Raw genomic sequence first — 15,506 nt, forward strand, 5'->3', positions numbered from 1 at the left:
GCCCCGTATGACCCTGTCCGCCACCGAGTGCGCCGCACTCGAATCGCTCGCCGCGCAGTGGCTCGCGCGGGGCGCGACGCCGGACCACCTGACCCGTTCCCTGACCACCGGGCTGCCGCATCCGCTGCACAGCCCCGGCGCGATCGCCCGCAAACGACTGGAGAGCAAGATGCCGCCCGAGCCGTACCAGGACCCCACCCACATCACGCGCGCGGTGATGCTCTGCATCGGCTGCGAGGAGCCGGAAACGGTGGTGACGCTGATCGGAGGCGTGTGCGTGGAGTGCCGGGAGGAGATGGAGGCGTACGACGCGGCGGAGGACAAGGGCCGCGCCATCGACGCGATCCCCGACACCTTCCGCGCGGTCCCCGCCAAGCAGGAAGTGGCCCGCCACGCCGACGCCCTGCGCGCGGCGGCCGGCCTGAAGGCCCGCCCCATCCCGCAGCCGACCCACGGTGACTTCGCGCGGGGACTGTCGCGCAACGGCGGCGCGGACCGGGCGCGGGCGGCCGAATGAGCGTGCAGGAGATCCCGGTCAGGGCGCCATGGAGGGGAGGAGGCGACGCGATGACCCCCAGGACCACCGACCGGCCACAGATGTCCGTCCGCGAGTTCGAGGAACTTGCCCGACGTGCGCCAGAGATGGTGCGGCTGGAATTCATCAACGGAAAGGTCCAGGTCAAGCCCGTGCCGGACGGCAACCACGGCGAGATCGTCAAGTGGCTCCAGAAGCGCTGTATGCAGTTCCGCCCGGAGTTGTGGCTGTACGGAGAGCAAGGTCTTCGTGTCGACTCCTACCGGAACGGGAGGGCCCGCCCCGACGGGGCGCTCGCACCTGACGACTACTTCGTCGGACAGGGCGAGTGGGCCGAGCCCACCGGGGTCCTGATGGCCGTCGAAGTCATCTCGCGCGACACCGACACCGACACCAACAGGCGGGACCGTATCGACAAGCGGGACGGCTACGCGGCAGCCGATATCCCGGTCTACCTCCTCGTCGACCGTGACGCCTACTCGCTCACCGTTCACGCCGAGCCGGAGAAGGGCGAGTACCGCTCCGTCACGACCCGGCCCTTCGGCGCCGTGGTCGAGCTTCCCGACCCTGTCGGCATCACCCTGGACACCGAGAAGCTCAAGGACTACACGGACTGACCGAGGGGGAGCGCGCGTGCCCGAGATCGAAGCCGACCTTGTGCGGCGGCTGTTGGAGGCGCAGTTTCCGCAGTGGGGCGGGCTGGGGCTCTCGCGGCCGGCCGACGGGGAGCCGATCATGTGATCTTCCTGCTCGGTGACGACATGGCCGTACGGCTGCCGAGAGGCGACTGGGCCGCCGGGCAGGCGCGGAAGGAGCACGCGTGGCTGCCCCGGCTCGCGCCCGAGCTGCCGTTGGCCACGCCCGTGCCGCTCGGGCTCGGGGTGCCGGGGTTCGGGTATCCGTACCACTGGTCCGTCGCGGGGTGGCTGGAGGGGACCGTGGCGACGGTGGACGGGTTCGCCGATCCGGAGCGGGCCGCCGGTCAACTCGGGCGCTATCTCAAGGCACTTCAGCGGGTGCCGACGGTGGCCGACGACGACCACGGGCTGAGCCGCTGGTCGCTCGCCGAGCGCGACGAGGCGACCCGTACCGCCATCGAGGCCCGCACCGGCCGCGTCTTCGCCGACGCCATGACGCGCGTGTGGGACGCCGCGCTGGCGGCTCCGGCGTGGGAAGGGCCGCCCGTCTGGTTCCACGGTGACTTCCACACCGGCAATCTGCTCACCGTCGACGGGCATCCGAGCGCCGTCATCGACTTCGGCGGGCTCGGCGTGGGTGACCCCGCCTGCGATCTGATGGTCGCCTGGACCACCCTCTCGGCCGCGACCAGGCCCGCCTTCCGCGCGGCACTCGGCGTGGACGACGCCACGTGGGCGCGGGGGCGCGGGTTCGCGCTGGCGACCGGGCTGAACGCGTACTCGCACCACGCGGCCACCAATCCGCGCGTGGCGGCGCAGACCCGCCGCCAGATCGACGAGGCCATCGCCGACGAGCTGGACGAGCTGGACATGCTGGACGAGCTGACGGACGCGTCGATGGCCGATATCCCCTGGACCTGAACGGACGCCCCCCTTCCGCCGTATACCTCCATATACACCGGCGTTCTTATGGAGGTTCCGTGATCGGGAAGATCATCCAATGCGTCCTCGCCGGAACCTTCGCCGCGGGCGGCCTCGTCGCCGCCGGTAGCCTCCCCGTGAACGCCGCCCCCGCCGCGCCCGACGGGCGGAAGTACATCGCCGTGGCGGATCAGGTCACCCGGCCGGATCCGGCCGCCACCGGCCTCGGGAGCGGCGGCGGGTGGCCCTGGAAGATCCCGGGTCCGGGCCGATGACGACGCCGGACGACGCCGGACGGGACTTCACGGGACGCGACGACGTGCGATGAAGGTGTGATCACGCGTGTGACCCGGCCCACGTTCCGCGTGGCCCGCGTCATACCGGGCATGGATGTCCACCGGGCAGCCGGACCGCTTCCTGGGTGATCAAGGCGTGAGCGGGACATCTCACGATGCGATATACCTCAAGCGGAATGCGGCTGCTCGTTAGACTGAGCCGACCGCAGTGATGAACGACTGCGGCATGACTGATCGAGGAGCGCACGTGGGCCTTGTCGTGCAGAAGTACGGAGGCTCCTCCGTTGCCGATGCCGAAGGCATCAAGCGCGTTGCCAAGCGAATCGTCGATGCCAAGAAGAACGGCCACCAAGTGGTCGTCGTGGTATCCGCGATGGGCGACACGACGGACGAGCTGACCGATCTCGCCGAGCAGGTGTCCCCGATCCCCGCGGGTCGGGAACTGGACATGCTGTTGACCTCGGGAGAGCGGATCTCCATGGCGCTGCTGGCCATGGCGATCAAAAGCCTGGGCCACGAGGCCCAGTCGTTCACCGGCAGCCAGGCCGGCGTCATCACCGACTCGGTCCACAACAAGGCGCGCATCATCGATGTCACGCCCGGCCGCATCCGTACGGCACTGGACGAGGGCAACATCGCCATCGTCGCCGGATTCCAGGGCGTCTCGCAGGACAAGAAGGACATCACCACCCTCGGCAGGGGCGGCTCGGACACCACGGCCGTCGCCCTCGCCGCCGCGCTCGACGCCGAGGTCTGTGAGATCTACACGGACGTCGACGGTGTCTTCACCGCCGACCCCCGTGTCGTCCCGAAGGCCCGGAAGATCGACTGGATCTCCATCGAGGACATGCTGGAGCTGGCCGCGTCCGGTTCCAAGGTGCTCCTGCACCGCTGCGTCGAGTACGCACGCCGATACAACATCCCGATCCATGTCCGCTCGTCCTTCTCCGGACTGCGCGGCACCTGGGTCAGCAACGAGCCGCAAGGGGACCAGCAGGTGGAGCACGCCATCATCTCCGGAGTCGCCCACGACATCTCCGAGGCCAAGATCACCGTCGTCGGCGTCCCCGACAAGCCGGGCGAGGCCGCGGCGATCTTCCGTTCCATCGCGAACGCGGAGATCAACATCGACATGGTGGTGCAGAACGTGTCCGCCGCGTCCACCGGGCTGACCGACATCTCCTTCACCCTTCCCAAGACCGAGGGCCGCAAGGCCATCGACGCCCTGGAGAAGGCGAAGGGCACGATCGGCTTCGACTCGCTGCGCTACGACGACCAGATCGGCAAGATCTCCCTCGTCGGCGCCGGTATGAAGACGAACCCGGGCGTCACGGCCGGTTTCTTCGAGGCGCTGTCCGAGGCGAACGTGAACATCGAGCTGATCTCGACCTCCGAGATCCGCATCTCGGTCGTCACCCGCGCGGACGATGTGAACGAGGCCGTGCGCGCCGTGCACACCGCCTTCGGCCTCGACACCGAATCCGACGAGGCCGTGGTCTACGGAGGCACCGGCCGATGAAGGGCTCCGGACGATGATCAGAAGTCGCGGAAGCGCGGGCCGATGAACGGCCGGCCGACGCTCGCGGTCGTAGGCGCGACCGGGGGCGTCGGCGCCGTCATGCTCCAGATCCTGTCGCAGCACGCCGACGTCTGGGGCGAGATCCGCCTTCTCGCCTCCCCCCGCGCGGCCGGCCGCAAGCTGGCCGTACGGGGCGAGGAGACCGAGGTCGTGGCGCTCAGCGAGGCCGCGCTCGCCGGCGTGGACGTCGCGCTGTTCCTCGTACCGGACGCCGTGTCCGCCCAGTGGGCACCCATCGCGGTGTCGCAGGGCGCCGTCGTCGTCGACGCCTCCGCCGCGTTCCGGATGGATCCCGACGTACCGCTCGTGGTGCCCGAGCTCAATCCGCATGCCGTACGGATCCGCCCGCGCGGCATCGTCGCGAGTCCGGGCTGCGCCACGCTCTCGATGATCGTCGCCGTCGGCTCGCTGCACGCCGAGTTCGGGGTGCGCGAGCTGGTCGTCTCCTCCTACCAGGCGGTCAGCGCCGCGGGACAGGACGGCATCTCGGCGCTGCGCCGTCAGATGTCGGTGGTGGCCGGTACGGAGCTGGGGACGAACCCCGGGGACGTACGGCGCGCGGTGGGCGACATCACCGGGCCCTTCGGCGGGCCGCTGGCGCTCAACGTCGTGCCGTGGGCCGGGTCGCTCATGGAGGACGGCTGGTCGTCGGAGGAGATGGCGATCCGCGAGGAGACCCGGAAGATCCTCGACCTGCCCGATCTCAAGGTCGCCGTGACGTGCGTGCACGTGCCCGTGATCACCGCGCACTCGCTCGCCGTGCACGCGCGCTTCGAGGGGCCGGTCACGGTGGACCGGGCGCACGAGATCCTGGCGACGTCGCCGGGTGTGGTGCTGTTCGACAATCCGGCGGCGGGGGACTTCCCGACGCCGGCGGACGTGGTGGGGACCGACCCGACGTGGGTGGGGCGGGTGCGGCGGTCGCTGGACGACGAGCGGGCGCTGGAGCTGTTCGTGTGCGGAGACAACCTCCGTAAGGGCGCGGCGCTCAACAGCGCGCAGATCGCGGAGGCCGTGGCCGGGGAATTCACCGGGGCGTAGCCGGGTTTGGGGAGAGTCCGGAGGGCAGGGCGCAGAGCGGTTCGAAGAGCGGGGAGGCGCCCGAGCCGACCGCCGGACGCTTTGTAGAATCTGTGAACGTGCTGTGAGCAAATCACTGGTCTGTGCCACTTGAACTGGGGTGTTCCGGTGGCGGACGATGCTCATTCGACCTTTCTGCAACCGCTGGTTGGCCGGAAGCGTCTATGCGGTCGCCCCTGTGCGGTGCCGTGGGCAAATGGGGCATGTGGGGGAGATCAGTTACGCATGAGGGCAATTGGTGCATCGTCAAATGCGGCGGCGAACGCGTACAACCCTGGGCGGGGGAAGCGTGTCCAACAGGCGTGGCAGAGGTTCTCGATTTCACAGCGGTCGTCCCGGTTCGCGGCACTTCGGTGCGGCCGACCCGTCGACCCCGCAGGCCCGGTGGTATGCCGGTGATCGCTCCCATGCCAGCGGCGCGCCCGGCCGGTATCTCGGACCGGCGCGAGGGCGCTGACGACGCGATGGCATCAGGTACCACCGTCGACCACCTGACCGAGACCTACCGACAGCACTACCGCTCACTGCTCGGCCTCGCGGCACTGCTCCTGGACGACACGGCCTCCTGCGAGGACGTCGTACAGGAAGCCTTCATCCGCGTGCACTCGGCGCGCAACCGCGTACGCGAACCTGAGAAGACCCTGGCGTATCTGCGCCAGACGGTCGTCAATCTGTCGCGCTCCGCGCTGCGCCGCCGCATCCTCGGGCTCAAGCTGCTGTCGAAGCCGATGCCCGACATGGCGAGCGCCGAGGAAGGTGCGTACGACCTGCTGGAGCGCGACGCGTTGATCAAGGCGATGCGCGGGCTGCAACGCCGTCAGCGCGAGGTGCTGGTGCTGCGCTACTTCGCCGACATGACGGAGGCGCAGGTCTCCGAGACGCTCGGCATATCTCTGGGCTCGGTGAAGGCGTACGGCTCGCGGGGTATCGCGGCGCTGCGTATCGCCATGGAGGCCACGGCATGAGCGGGCACGAGCACGACCAGGACCACGAAAGGCCGGAGGGGCCGGACGGTCCGACAGCTAAGTCGACTGGAAATGGAACTGTGAACAACGGGCCGGAAGAAGAACCGGGCGGAGACCTCCACAGTGTGGCCGACGGCACGCGGGGCGCGGACGACGCCGCCGACAGTGGCCCCCGAGCAGATGTGACTCAGCCCCAACCCCTCGCGGCGCTCTTCGGCGGTGCCGGCGGTGGCGGCGGTGCGGGTGGGCTCGGCGGCGGTAGTGACAGTGGTGACGGCGGTGACAGTGGTGACGCCGGTGACGGCGGTGTCGCCGACGAGCTGGCGCTGCGCCGGCTCCTGCACGGCGCCGTCCAGGAGATCGAGCCCTCCACCGGAGCCCTCGACCATCTGCGCCGGGCGGTGCCCGCGCGACGCGCGCGCAAGCGCCAGGCTTTCGTGGGTGTCGCGGCGGCCGCGCTGCTGATCAGTACGGCGGTGCCCGCCTTCGTGCATGTCGCGAACACCGGCAGCTCCTCGGACGACAAGTCTTTCAACGTGGGCCACGGGGAGCAGGTCCAGGGCGGGACCGGCTCCGACGGCGGCCCGAAAGACAGTGAGAAGGACGGCACCAACCCGTCCGACAAGACGGACAGCGAGCAGGACGGCTCGGGCGACAAGGACAAGCCCGAGACGAGCGTCGGCGGCAGCACGGGCGGTACGTCCGGCGGCATCGGCCGCGATCCGGAGAGCAGCTTCACCAGCTCCACCGCCACCTGCGACGCGAGCCAGCTCGGTGTGACGGCGGACGCGGGCGAACCGCAGGCCGACGGCACCGTGTACGGCCGCTTCCGTATCTCCAACGTCTCCGGCACCAACTGCTCTGTCAGCGGCCACGGTTCCGTCGGTTTCCTGGCGACGGGCGCCGCGGACCCGAGCAAGATCGAAGTCGTGGACCACACTCCGGGCGACCCCGCGAGCGGCCTGCCCGACCCGTCGATGGAGTCGACCAGCCTGGTGCTGCCGCCCTCGGGGGCGTACGAGGTGATGTTCGCCTGGGTGCCGACGGACACCTGTCCGACCGGCCAGCCCTCGCCGGACCCCTCGCCCACGGACGGCGCCTCGGGCGGCGCGACGAACGGCACCGGAAGCACGCCGATCGAGCCGTCACCGCAGCTCGGCAGCGAGGAGGGGCCCGCGGACGGCAGCATCGATGTCGTACACACCCCGGAGTCCGGTTCGGAACCGGCGGGGGCGACGATCGACAACGCGTGCGCGGGGACGATCTACCGGACGGGCGTGCTGGAAGCGTCGTGACGGCGCGCGGGTCCGCCCGGCCACCGGGCCGGGCGAAGAGACCCGGTGACGCGATCCCGCTCCCGCTTTCGATTCCGGTCCCGGTCTCGGTCCCGGCACCTCGGTCCGGCGGCGGGCCTGCTACGCGGCCGTCTCCAGGCCCAGCGCGCGGTCCTCGACCGCCTCGGTCTCGCGCCGGAACAGCCGGAACCACATGAAGAGCACGAACGCGACGAAGACGAACCACTCGCCCGTGTAACCGAGGTTCTGGAACGCCTTCAGGTCCAGCCCGCTGCCCTGCGGCGCCTGCGCCGGTACGGGCGTCAGCCCGGCCTCCGACTTGGTGACCGTGACCCAGGCGTCGTAGACCTCGTACGGCACGAGATTGACCAGCGACGCCCCGCTGATGATGCCGACCTGTCCGCTCGGCAGGCCGCCGCGGGAGTCGGCGCCGTCGGTGCCCGAGTTCTCCGGCGCCTGAAGCGCGCCGGTCACGCTGACCTCGCCCTTCGGGGCGGGGGGCACGGCCTCGCCGGCCGGCAGCCAGCCGCGCACGACGGGGAGCGCCCGGCCGCTGTCGGTGCGCAGGAGCGCCAGTACGTACGAGCCGGACTTCTCGTCCAACTCCCGGTTCGGTACGACGAGTTGGTCCGCGTACGTACCGCTCGCCGTGGCGTGCCGACCGGAGGTCTCCTGGTCGACGGGCAGCAGCTCACCGAGCGGCGCGGCGGCCCGCTTGCCCGGATCGGGCGCGGCTTCGGCGCTCCGATGCGATTCGACGCGGTCCTCGAAACGGCCGAGCTGCCAGGTCCCCATGAAGATGCAGAAGGGGATGGCCAGCAGCACGAAGACATTGATGCCCCACCAGCGGGGCGTCAGCAGGAACCGGTACACCCCTCTACGGTACGCAGCGGGCCGGGCGGCCCGTGGGGCGGGTTGGCTTACCGGGCCCGCCCGGCGGCCGTTCGTCTCCAACCGCCGGGACGGGCAGTGAACGCGCCTGTCCGCGCTCTGCCGGGTGCGCAGGCCCGGGGCCGGGTCCGTTTCACCGGGCCCCGGCCCGGTGCCGGGCGGTCCTGAATCGGCGGACGGGCTGCGAATGCAGCCCGTCCGCCGATCGAGGACAAGCGCGGCCCACGGGCCCCGGCCCGGAGAGCGAGCGCGGCGCGGCCGTCGCCGGCACGCCAGGAGCCGCATGACCCGGCCGACTCCAGGAGGGCGGGTCCCGCCGGAGGCTACCGAAGGTGCCGCTGCGCGAAGTCCAGTTCCAGGGCGACCTGCTTGATCCGCTCCTCGACCACCAGGGAGCCGTGGCCCGCGTCGTACCGGTACACCTCGTGGGTCGCCCCGCGTCCCGACAGGCGGTTGACGTAGTTCTCCACCTGCTGGATCGGGCAGCGCGGGTCGTTCAGACCGGCCGAGATGTAGACCGGCGCGCGTACCGCGTCGACGTACGTCAGCGGCGACGACGCCTCGTACCGCTCCGGTACCTCCTCCGGCGTACCCCCCAGCAGCGTGCGGTCCAGGGACTTCAGGGCTTCCATCTCGTCGTGGTACGCGGTGACGTAGTCGGCCACCGGTACGGCCGCCAGTCCCACCGCCCACGCGTCCGGCTGGGTGCCGAGGCCGAGCAGCGTCAGATAGCCGCCCCACGAGCCGCCGGAGAGCACGAGCTTCGCCGGGTCCGACAGACCCGACGACACCGCCCACTCGCGCACGGCCTCGATGTCCTCCAGCTCGATCAGGCCGACGCGGTGCTTGAGCGCGTCGGTCCACTCACGGCCGTAGCCGGTGGAGCCGCGGTAGTTGACCCGTACGACCGCGAAACCGTGGTCCACCCAGGCCGCGGGCCCCGCCGCGAAGGAGTCCCGGTCGTGCGCGGTCGGCCCGCCGTGGATCTCGAAGACCGTCGGGAACGGGCCCTCGCCCGCGGGCCGCTGCACCAGCGCGTGGATACGGCCGCCGGGCCCGTCCACCCATACGTCCGTCACCGGCACCGACCCGGGCGCCTTCGCCCCCGGCGGGTCGAGCACGACCTCGCCCGACGTGGACCGCACCACCGGCGGGCGGGCCGCCGACGACCACAGGTACTCCACCGAGCCGTCGGGCCTGGCCGTCGCCCCCGACACCGTCCCGGCGGGGGTCTCGACCTCGGTCAGCTCGCGCCTCGCGAAGTCGTAGCGCCGCAGCTCGGTGCGCGCCTCGAAGCTGTGCACGATCAGCAGCGCGGACCCGTCCGGATACCACTCGGCCGATACGTCGCCGGGCAGCTCAATCGCCAGATCGGTCTCCTCGCCCGACACCACGTCCCACACGATCGGCTCCCAGCGACCGCGCCGCTGGTGCCCGACGAGGAGGCGGGTGTCGCCGTCGACCGGCGCGAAACCGAGGACGGACAGGCCCAGTTCGAGCTCGCCGCCCTTGGTGTCGTCGAGCTCGGAGACCGTCGTGCCGTCGAGGCGGACCACGCGCAGCGCGGAGTGCATCGCGTCGCCGTGCTCGGTGTGCTCGACCGCGATGAGCGTCCCGTCGTGCGACAGGTCGCCGACGCCGGCCGACTCGCGGTGCCGGTAGATCTCGACGGGGGTCCCGCCGGGGGGCAGGACATGGATCGTGGAGCCGTCCTCGTCGGTCGAGCAGCCGACGACCGCCGTCCCGTCACGGCCGAGGGCGAGCCCGCTGGGGTACGACGGCTCGACGCCGGGCGCCGCGGGCTCGTCGGCGCCGCCACCGAACGGCTGCCGCTTCCAGACGCCGAACTCGTCGCCGTCGGTGTCGCTGAACCACCAGATCCACCGGCCGTCGGGGGTCAGCACGCCGTCCGTGGTGCCGTTGGGGCGGTCGGTGACCTGTCGCTGGGTGCCGGTGGTGCGGTCCCACGCGTACAGCTCGTACGTACCCGTCGCGTTGGACACGAACAGCGCGCGGTCGGGCGCGTCCTCGGCCCAGTCGGGGAGCGAGACGCGGGGCGCCCGGAAACGCTTCTCCCAGTCGGGTGCCGGGGCGTTGTGCGGCTCGTGATCGTTCTTCTCAGTCATGCGCTCCATTCTGCTGCTTCGTGGACCCGCCGTTCAGGGCGTCCAGGCAGGAGACCTCCCGAGCGCGGCCAGTACGAGGTCGAACGGCCGCCCGTCGCGGACCGGGGCCCGCGCGGGGCCGAAGGCGGCGCCCGGAGCGAGCCGCCGCTCGTCGTCCGGGACGCGCAGCGCGACCGCGAGGGCCGCCTCCGCGATGTCGTCGTTCGGCTCCCAGCCGAGGCCGATGGCCCTGGACACGTCCCAGGTGTGGACGGTGTGGTCGAGGAAGTGGAATCCGACGGCGACGGCGGCGGGGAAACGCCGGGTGGTGCTGATCTCCGGGAGGTCGAAGCGCCGCTGCTCCGCGCCGGGCCGGGCGAAGGAATCGGTGACGAGCGCGACCGTGGCGCGGTAGGCGCGGAGCGGATCGTCGCCGAGCGGAAGCGGCTGCCAGCGGCGGAGGTCGGCGCCGTCACCGTCCGCGGCGGCGGCGAAGCCGCGGTGCTGGCCGGCCATGTGGGACACGAGCGCTCGCAAGGTCCAGTCGGCGCAGGGGGTCGGGCGGTCCCAGTCGGCCGGGCCGACGTGCTCCAGGACGCGTACGGACTTCAGGGCCACTGCCCGGTCGTACGCGCGGACCGAGTCGCGTTCCCCGGGGAGCAGTTGGTGGTCGATGAGGCGGTCCAGCTCGTTCTTGAACTTCTGATTGGGCCCCATGCGTGCTGTCGCCCTTCGTCACGGCGGAAGAGGTCATGGTGGAAGAGGCTTACCCGCACGACCGTACGTCCAGTTTTCCAATAAAACTAGCCGAACGATCGTGCTAATGTCTCGGCCTGACCTGACCTGACCTGACCTGACCTGACCTGACCTGACCTGACCTGACCCTGACCCGACACCTGACCCGACCTGGTCTGGCCCGATCCGACCTGGCCTGGCCCTCCCGAACCGAGGAGAACGTGGCATGGACCTCGCGACGACAGCCGTCCGTACCGCCCTGAACAGCGCGTCCTACATGTCACCGCGCCTCGCCGGCCGAGCCGCCTTCCGCCTCTTCCGCAGGCCGCGCGGCCGCAGCCGCCTCCGGCCCGACGAGCGCCCGGTGATGGACCGGGCCGAGGTGGGCGAGATCGTCGTCGGCGGGGAGAGGGCCGTCAGTTACCGGTGGGGGACGGGTGAACGCCCGGTGCTGCTGGTGCACGGCTGGGAGTCGCGCGGCTCGCGCTTCGCCGCGCTGGTCCCCGACCTGCTGGACCTAGGACTCAGCCCGGTCGCCTTCGACGCGCCCGGCCACGGCGAAGGCACCGGCGAGAGCTCGACGATCATCGATCTGCGCGACATCATCGCGGCGCTGGACGGCGAGCACGGACCGTTCGAGGCGGTCGTGGCGCACTCGCTCGGTGTCACCGCGACGTTCCTCGCGCTCCGGGACGGCGGTGTGCGGGCGGAGCGCGTCGTGGCGATCAGCGGTGTGCCCGACTTCGGGTATCTGGTGGACGGGTTCTGCGCGCGGCTGGGGCTGCGGGCGCGGCTGAACGCCGAGCTTCGGGGGCGTATCGAACGGGAGTTGTTCCCCGGCGAGGGGGACATCTGGTCGGGCTTCTCGGTCCCGCGCACGCCCGCGGAGGTGGAGTGGCCGCTGTCGGTCCTGGTCGTCCACGACGAGGACGACGACATGGTCGATCCGGCGCACTCGCATGCCCTCGCCGACACGCTGGGCGATCGGGCGGAGCTGGTCGTCACACGGGGACTCGGCCACCGGCGGATACTCGGCGACCGGCAAGTCGCCGCGTCGGTAAGGGACTTCGTGGTCAGGGGGCGGGCGGCGCGAGCGCCGTCCCAGCCTGCCCCGCCGGATCCGTCGCCACGGCACGCAGTCGGTTGAGGACGGCCTTGGCGGCCTTGGCGTAGCAGCTGAAGTCGTTGTGCAGGACGGACTCGGCGTTGGCGCCTTCGAGGAGAGACACGATCTCGAAGGTGAGCTGGGGGACGTCGGTGTCGTCCGCCACCTCGCCCGCGAGCTTGGCGTCCTCGATGTTCTGCCCCACGAACGCGACCCAGTCCAGACGTGCCCGCGCCACGGCGTCGTGGACCTTGCCCTCGCGTGCGTCGTACTCGGCCGAGGCCGAGTAGAAGAAGCAGCCGCCGGGAAAGACCCGGCTCTCGGAGTAGGTGAGCCACCCGTCGCACAGCCGCCGGACCCGGGCGAGCCCGGCGGGCATGTCCAGGACGGGCCGCACGACATGGTCGACGAACACCTTGGCGGCGGCGCGCACGGTGGCGAGCTGAAGCTCCTCCTTGGAGCCGAACAGGGCGAACACCCCGCTCTTGCTGAGCTTCAGCTCCCCGGCCAGCCGGCCGAGCGACAGGCCCTCGAGACCTTCCACCGAGGCGATCCGGACGGTGTGCTTCAGGATCAGTTGGCGGGTCTGGTTCCCGCGCGCGATGCGTCCGTCGGTGCTCGTAGCTGTCACATGCCCAGTGTACTAACCGAACGACCGTGCGGTCATTGCTCGCGTCGAGGCTCTCGGTGACCGGCTCTCGGTGACGGGTTTCGGCGGCGTGCTTTCGGCGGCGGCCGATTGTCAGTGGCTCGGTGCAGACTCTGGGTATGACCGGGCTTCGGAGCAGTGGGGAGCGTCGCTGATGGCTGACGAGCAGCACGTCGCGGTGGTGACGGGCGTGGCGCAGGGCATCGGCCGCCGGGTGGCCGAGGTCCTGGCGGCGGAGGGGTACGCGCTGGTCCTGGCCGACATCGTGGACCCGGTGGAGACCCTCGCCGCCGTCCGAGCTGCCGGGGCGGACGCCGTGGCCGTGGTCGGGGACGTCGCGTCGGAGGCGTACGTGACCGGGCTCGCCGACCGGGTCCGCGAGCGCTTCGGCCATGCCGACGTGCTCGTCAACAACGCGGGTGTCTCCCTGCTCGTCCCGGCCGAGGAGACCACGGCCGAGCAGTGGCGGCGCGTCCTGGACGTCAATCTCACCGGCCCGTTCCTGCTGTCCCGCGCGGTGGGCCGGCTGATGCTCGACGCGGGCGGCGGCTCGATCGTCAACATCGCCTCGATCGCCGGACTGCACGGCGTCTCCGACCGCGCGGCGTACAACGCGAGCAAGCACGGCCTGATCGGCCTCACCCGCACGCTGGCGGGGGAGTGGGGAGGCAGGGGAGTACGGGTCAACGCGGTCTGCCCCGGCTGGGTGAAGACGGAGATGGACGCAGCCGACCAGGCATCCGGCGGCTACACGGACGAGGACATCGTGGAACGGGTCCCGATGGGGCGGTTCGCCGCGCCGGACGATATCGCCCAAGCGGTAGCGTTCCTGGCGGACCCGGCCCGGAGCGGCTTCGTGAACGGCGCCGCGCTGCCGGTCGACGGAGGCTGGACGGCCGACGCGAGCTGGACGTCGCTGCGCCTGCGCAAGCGCTGACCGCACCCCCATGACTCGGCATCTGAGATCCGGGCGACACGAAGGACGAGGACAAGGACAAGGTGACCCCCGTGGCAGCGAGCGACGCGACCGATCTGCGGGCCGTTCTCAAGGCGCATGTGAGCGAGGGCCCGCTGCCGGGCGCCGTGGCCCTGGTGGCCCGGGGCGACCGGATCGAGGTGGCGGAGGCCGGCTCGGCCGACGCCGCGGGCAGCACACCCCTGGCCAGGGACTCGATCTTCCGTATCGCCTCGATCACCAAGCCGGTCATCGCCGCGGCGGTCATGATGCTGGTCGAGGACGGCCGCATCGCGCTGGACGACCCGGTCGACGAGTGGCTGCCCGAGCTGGCGTCACCGATGGTCGTACGGACACCCGCCGGACCCGTGGACGACGTGGTCCCGGCCGTCAGGGCGATCACGGTGTTCGACCTGCTCACCTTCCGGTCCGGGCACGGCTTCCCGTCCGACTTCTCGCTGCCCGCGGTGACACCGCTGTTCAGCGAGTTGAAGCAGGGGCCGCCGCAGCCGCAGCACGTCCCGGCGCCGGACGAGTGGATGGCGGCGCTGTCCCGTATCCCGCTGCTGCACCAGCCGGGCGACGGCTGGCTGTACAACATCGGATCCGACGTCCTGGGTGTGCTGATCGCCAGGGTCGCGGGCCGGACGCTGCCGGAGTTCCTGGCGGAGCGGGTGTTCGAACCGCTCGGCATGGTGGACACGGGCTTCGAGGTGCCGGTCGGAAAGCGTGACCGGGTGCCGTACTACTACCGGAAGGGCGGGGCGGGCGGCCTCGAACAGATCGACACCCCCGACGGCCAGTGGAGCACGGTGCCCCCGTTCCCGTCCGGCGCCGGCGGCCTGGTCTCGACCGCCGACGACTGGTACGCGTTCGCCCGGATGCTCCTCGCGGACGGCACGGTGGCCGGCGGCACGGCGGACGGGCGGGCGCTGCTGTCACCCGCGTCCGTCAGACAACTGACCACGGATCACCTCACCCGGCCCCAGCGCGACGCGAGCACGCTCTTCCTGGAGGGGCAGGGCTGGGGCTTCGGAGGCTCGGTGGACGTCCAGGACATCGACCCCTGGAACGTCCCCGGCCGCTACGGCTGGGTCGGCGGCACCGGAACGGCGGCCCACATCACGCCGTCCACGGGCCTGGTGACCATCCTGCTCACGCAGTTGGAGGTGGAGGGCCCGGTCCCGTCGACCCTGCTGCGCGACTTCTGGCGCTACGCGGCGTAGCCACCGGGCGCCGGCCCGAGCACCGACCGGCGCCGACCCGGTCAACGCCGCCGGCCACGCCGTGCCTGCATCGCGGCACCGACGCCGGCCAGGTGCAGGGCGGCGAGGGTGAGTCCGACGAGGGTGAGGCTCGTCGTACCGAAGATGACCTCGGTCGACGTCTCGGTGGCGTTGATGATGAAGGCGATGAAAAAGACCACAGCAGCCGCTATTGCGAGCATTTGCTCTCTCCTGTCGATGGATGCCCAACCCCGTCCGGAATGACGGTGGTTGTGACGTCGCCGTCCGTGTGCCCCGGAAGGGCGCCCCCATCCCTGCGAGACTGTGGCGATGAGCGAAGCGCGTACGCCCCGCGGCGTCCTGGGAGTGGTGGCGTCGGCGGCCGGCGGGGTGGAATCGCTCCGCACCGGCCTGGTCGAACCGGCGATGGCCCGCGGCTGGCGGGTGGCGGTGACGCTGACCCCGACGGCGGGCCGCTGGCTACGGGCGAGCGGCGAGTGGACCCGCCTGGAAACCCTGACCGGCCTCCCG

At 71.2% G+C, this 15,506-nt stretch carries 15 protein-coding genes and 2 pseudogenes; 12 read left to right on the plus strand and 5 right to left on the minus strand.

Going from position 1 to position 15,506, the window contains the following annotated elements; translation table 11 throughout:
- The 8 genes and pseudogenes from P3L51_RS29560 to P3L51_RS29595 form a co-directional block, all read left to right on the plus strand.
- Positions 1-517: pseudogene (locus P3L51_RS29560) on the plus strand (hypothetical protein); the annotation flags it as partial.
- 50 nt (positions 518-567) lie between these two features.
- A complete protein-coding gene (locus tag P3L51_RS29565; RefSeq protein WP_354608388.1) occupies positions 568-1,152 on the plus strand; it encodes a Uma2 family endonuclease in 585 nt (194 codons plus the stop codon).
- A 120-nt stretch (positions 1,153-1,272) separates the two neighbouring features.
- Positions 1,273-2,094, plus strand: a complete 822-nt coding sequence (locus tag P3L51_RS29570; RefSeq protein ID WP_435594555.1) for an aminoglycoside phosphotransferase family protein — start codon at positions 1,273-1,275, stop codon at positions 2,092-2,094.
- Positions 2,095-2,153: 59 nt separating this feature from the next.
- Positions 2,154-2,369 (plus strand): hypothetical protein, encoded by a 216-nt coding sequence (locus P3L51_RS29575; protein WP_354608389.1) that lies wholly within the window; start codon positions 2,154-2,156, stop codon positions 2,367-2,369.
- Between the two features lie 268 nt (positions 2,370-2,637).
- Entirely contained in the window at positions 2,638-3,909 is a 1,272-nt protein-coding gene (locus tag P3L51_RS29580; RefSeq protein ID WP_354608390.1) for an aspartate kinase, read from the plus strand.
- Positions 3,910-3,951: 42 nt separating this feature from the next.
- The gene (locus P3L51_RS29585; RefSeq protein WP_354608391.1) at positions 3,952-5,010 is read left to right on the plus strand and encodes an aspartate-semialdehyde dehydrogenase; all 1,059 of its coding nucleotides are present in this window, start codon (positions 3,952-3,954) and stop codon (positions 5,008-5,010) included.
- A gap of 341 nt (positions 5,011-5,351) precedes the next feature.
- A complete protein-coding gene (locus tag P3L51_RS29590) occupies positions 5,352-6,014 on the plus strand; it encodes a SigE family RNA polymerase sigma factor (RefSeq protein ID WP_354608392.1) in 663 nt (220 codons plus the stop codon).
- Positions 6,015-6,139: 125 nt separating this feature from the next.
- Complete coding sequence (locus P3L51_RS29595; protein WP_354608393.1) at positions 6,140-7,309, plus strand: DUF4232 domain-containing protein; 1,170 nt, start codon at positions 6,140-6,142, stop codon at positions 7,307-7,309.
- Between the two features lie 120 nt (positions 7,310-7,429).
- On the opposite strand, the gene P3L51_RS29600 is transcribed toward P3L51_RS29595, so the two are convergent.
- The 3 genes from P3L51_RS29600 to P3L51_RS29610 form a co-directional block, all read right to left on the minus strand.
- Entirely contained in the window at positions 7,430-8,182 is a 753-nt protein-coding gene (locus P3L51_RS29600) for an SURF1 family protein (RefSeq protein ID WP_354608394.1), read from the minus strand.
- 341 nt (positions 8,183-8,523) lie between these two features.
- Positions 8,524-10,326 (minus strand): S9 family peptidase, encoded by a 1,803-nt coding sequence (locus P3L51_RS29605; RefSeq protein WP_354608395.1) that lies wholly within the window; start codon positions 10,324-10,326, stop codon positions 8,524-8,526.
- Positions 10,327-10,359: 33 nt separating this feature from the next.
- On the minus strand, positions 10,360-11,022 hold the full coding sequence (locus P3L51_RS29610) for a TIGR03086 family metal-binding protein (RefSeq protein ID WP_354608396.1): 663 nt from the start codon (positions 11,020-11,022) through the stop codon (positions 10,360-10,362).
- A gap of 244 nt (positions 11,023-11,266) precedes the next feature.
- Here P3L51_RS29610 and P3L51_RS29615 point away from each other — a divergent pair, with 244 nt between their 5' ends.
- Positions 11,267-12,187: an alpha/beta hydrolase gene (locus P3L51_RS29615; RefSeq protein ID WP_354608397.1), complete on the plus strand. Its 921-nt coding sequence runs from the start codon at positions 11,267-11,269 to the stop codon at positions 12,185-12,187.
- On the opposite strand, the gene P3L51_RS29620 is transcribed toward P3L51_RS29615, so the two are convergent.
- Positions 12,114-12,776: a TetR/AcrR family transcriptional regulator gene (locus P3L51_RS29620; RefSeq protein ID WP_354608398.1), complete on the minus strand. Its 663-nt coding sequence runs from the start codon at positions 12,774-12,776 to the stop codon at positions 12,114-12,116. The genes P3L51_RS29615 and P3L51_RS29620 overlap by 74 nt on opposite strands.
- Positions 12,777-12,948: 172 nt before the next feature.
- On the opposite strand from P3L51_RS29620, the gene P3L51_RS29625 reads away from it, so the two are divergent.
- Positions 12,949-13,731, plus strand: coding sequence for an SDR family NAD(P)-dependent oxidoreductase (locus P3L51_RS29625; RefSeq protein ID WP_354608399.1), 783 nt, complete (start codon positions 12,949-12,951; stop codon positions 13,729-13,731).
- Positions 13,732-13,802: 71 nt separating this feature from the next.
- A complete protein-coding gene (locus tag P3L51_RS29630) occupies positions 13,803-14,975 on the plus strand; it encodes a serine hydrolase domain-containing protein (RefSeq protein WP_354608400.1) in 1,173 nt (390 codons plus the stop codon).
- 41 nt (positions 14,976-15,016) lie between these two features.
- On the opposite strand, the gene P3L51_RS29635 is transcribed toward P3L51_RS29630, so the two are convergent.
- Positions 15,017-15,196, minus strand: a complete 180-nt coding sequence (locus P3L51_RS29635; RefSeq protein WP_354608401.1) for a hypothetical protein — start codon at positions 15,194-15,196, stop codon at positions 15,017-15,019.
- A gap of 109 nt (positions 15,197-15,305) precedes the next feature.
- Here P3L51_RS29635 and P3L51_RS29640 point away from each other — a divergent pair.
- A pseudogene (locus P3L51_RS29640) lies at positions 15,306-15,506 on the plus strand (flavoprotein); the annotation flags it as partial.

It is taken from the genome of Streptomyces panacea (assembly GCF_040560175.1).
Taxonomy (GTDB): Bacteria; Actinomycetota; Actinomycetes; order Streptomycetales; family Streptomycetaceae; genus Streptomyces; species Streptomyces panacea.

Excerpts from the sequence above, each read along its gene's own strand:
- P3L51_RS29565 (WP_354608388.1), top strand. The coding sequence starts at position 568 with ATGACCCCCAGGACCACCGACCGGCCACAGATGTCCGTCCGCGAGTTC.
- P3L51_RS29585 (WP_354608391.1), top strand. The coding sequence starts at position 3,952 with ATGAACGGCCGGCCGACGCTCGCGGTCGTAGGCGCGACCGGGGGCGTC.
- P3L51_RS29605 (WP_354608395.1), bottom strand. The coding sequence starts at position 10,326 with ATGACTGAGAAGAACGATCACGAGCCGCACAACGCCCCGGCACCCGAC.
- P3L51_RS29610 (WP_354608396.1), bottom strand. The coding sequence starts at position 11,022 with ATGGGGCCCAATCAGAAGTTCAAGAACGAGCTGGACCGCCTCATCGAC.
- P3L51_RS29615 (WP_354608397.1), top strand. The coding sequence starts at position 11,267 with ATGGACCTCGCGACGACAGCCGTCCGTACCGCCCTGAACAGCGCGTCC.
- P3L51_RS29625 (WP_354608399.1), top strand. The coding sequence starts at position 12,949 with ATGGCTGACGAGCAGCACGTCGCGGTGGTGACGGGCGTGGCGCAGGGC.
- P3L51_RS29635 (WP_354608401.1), bottom strand. The coding sequence starts at position 15,196 with ATGCTCGCAATAGCGGCTGCTGTGGTCTTTTTCATCGCCTTCATCATC.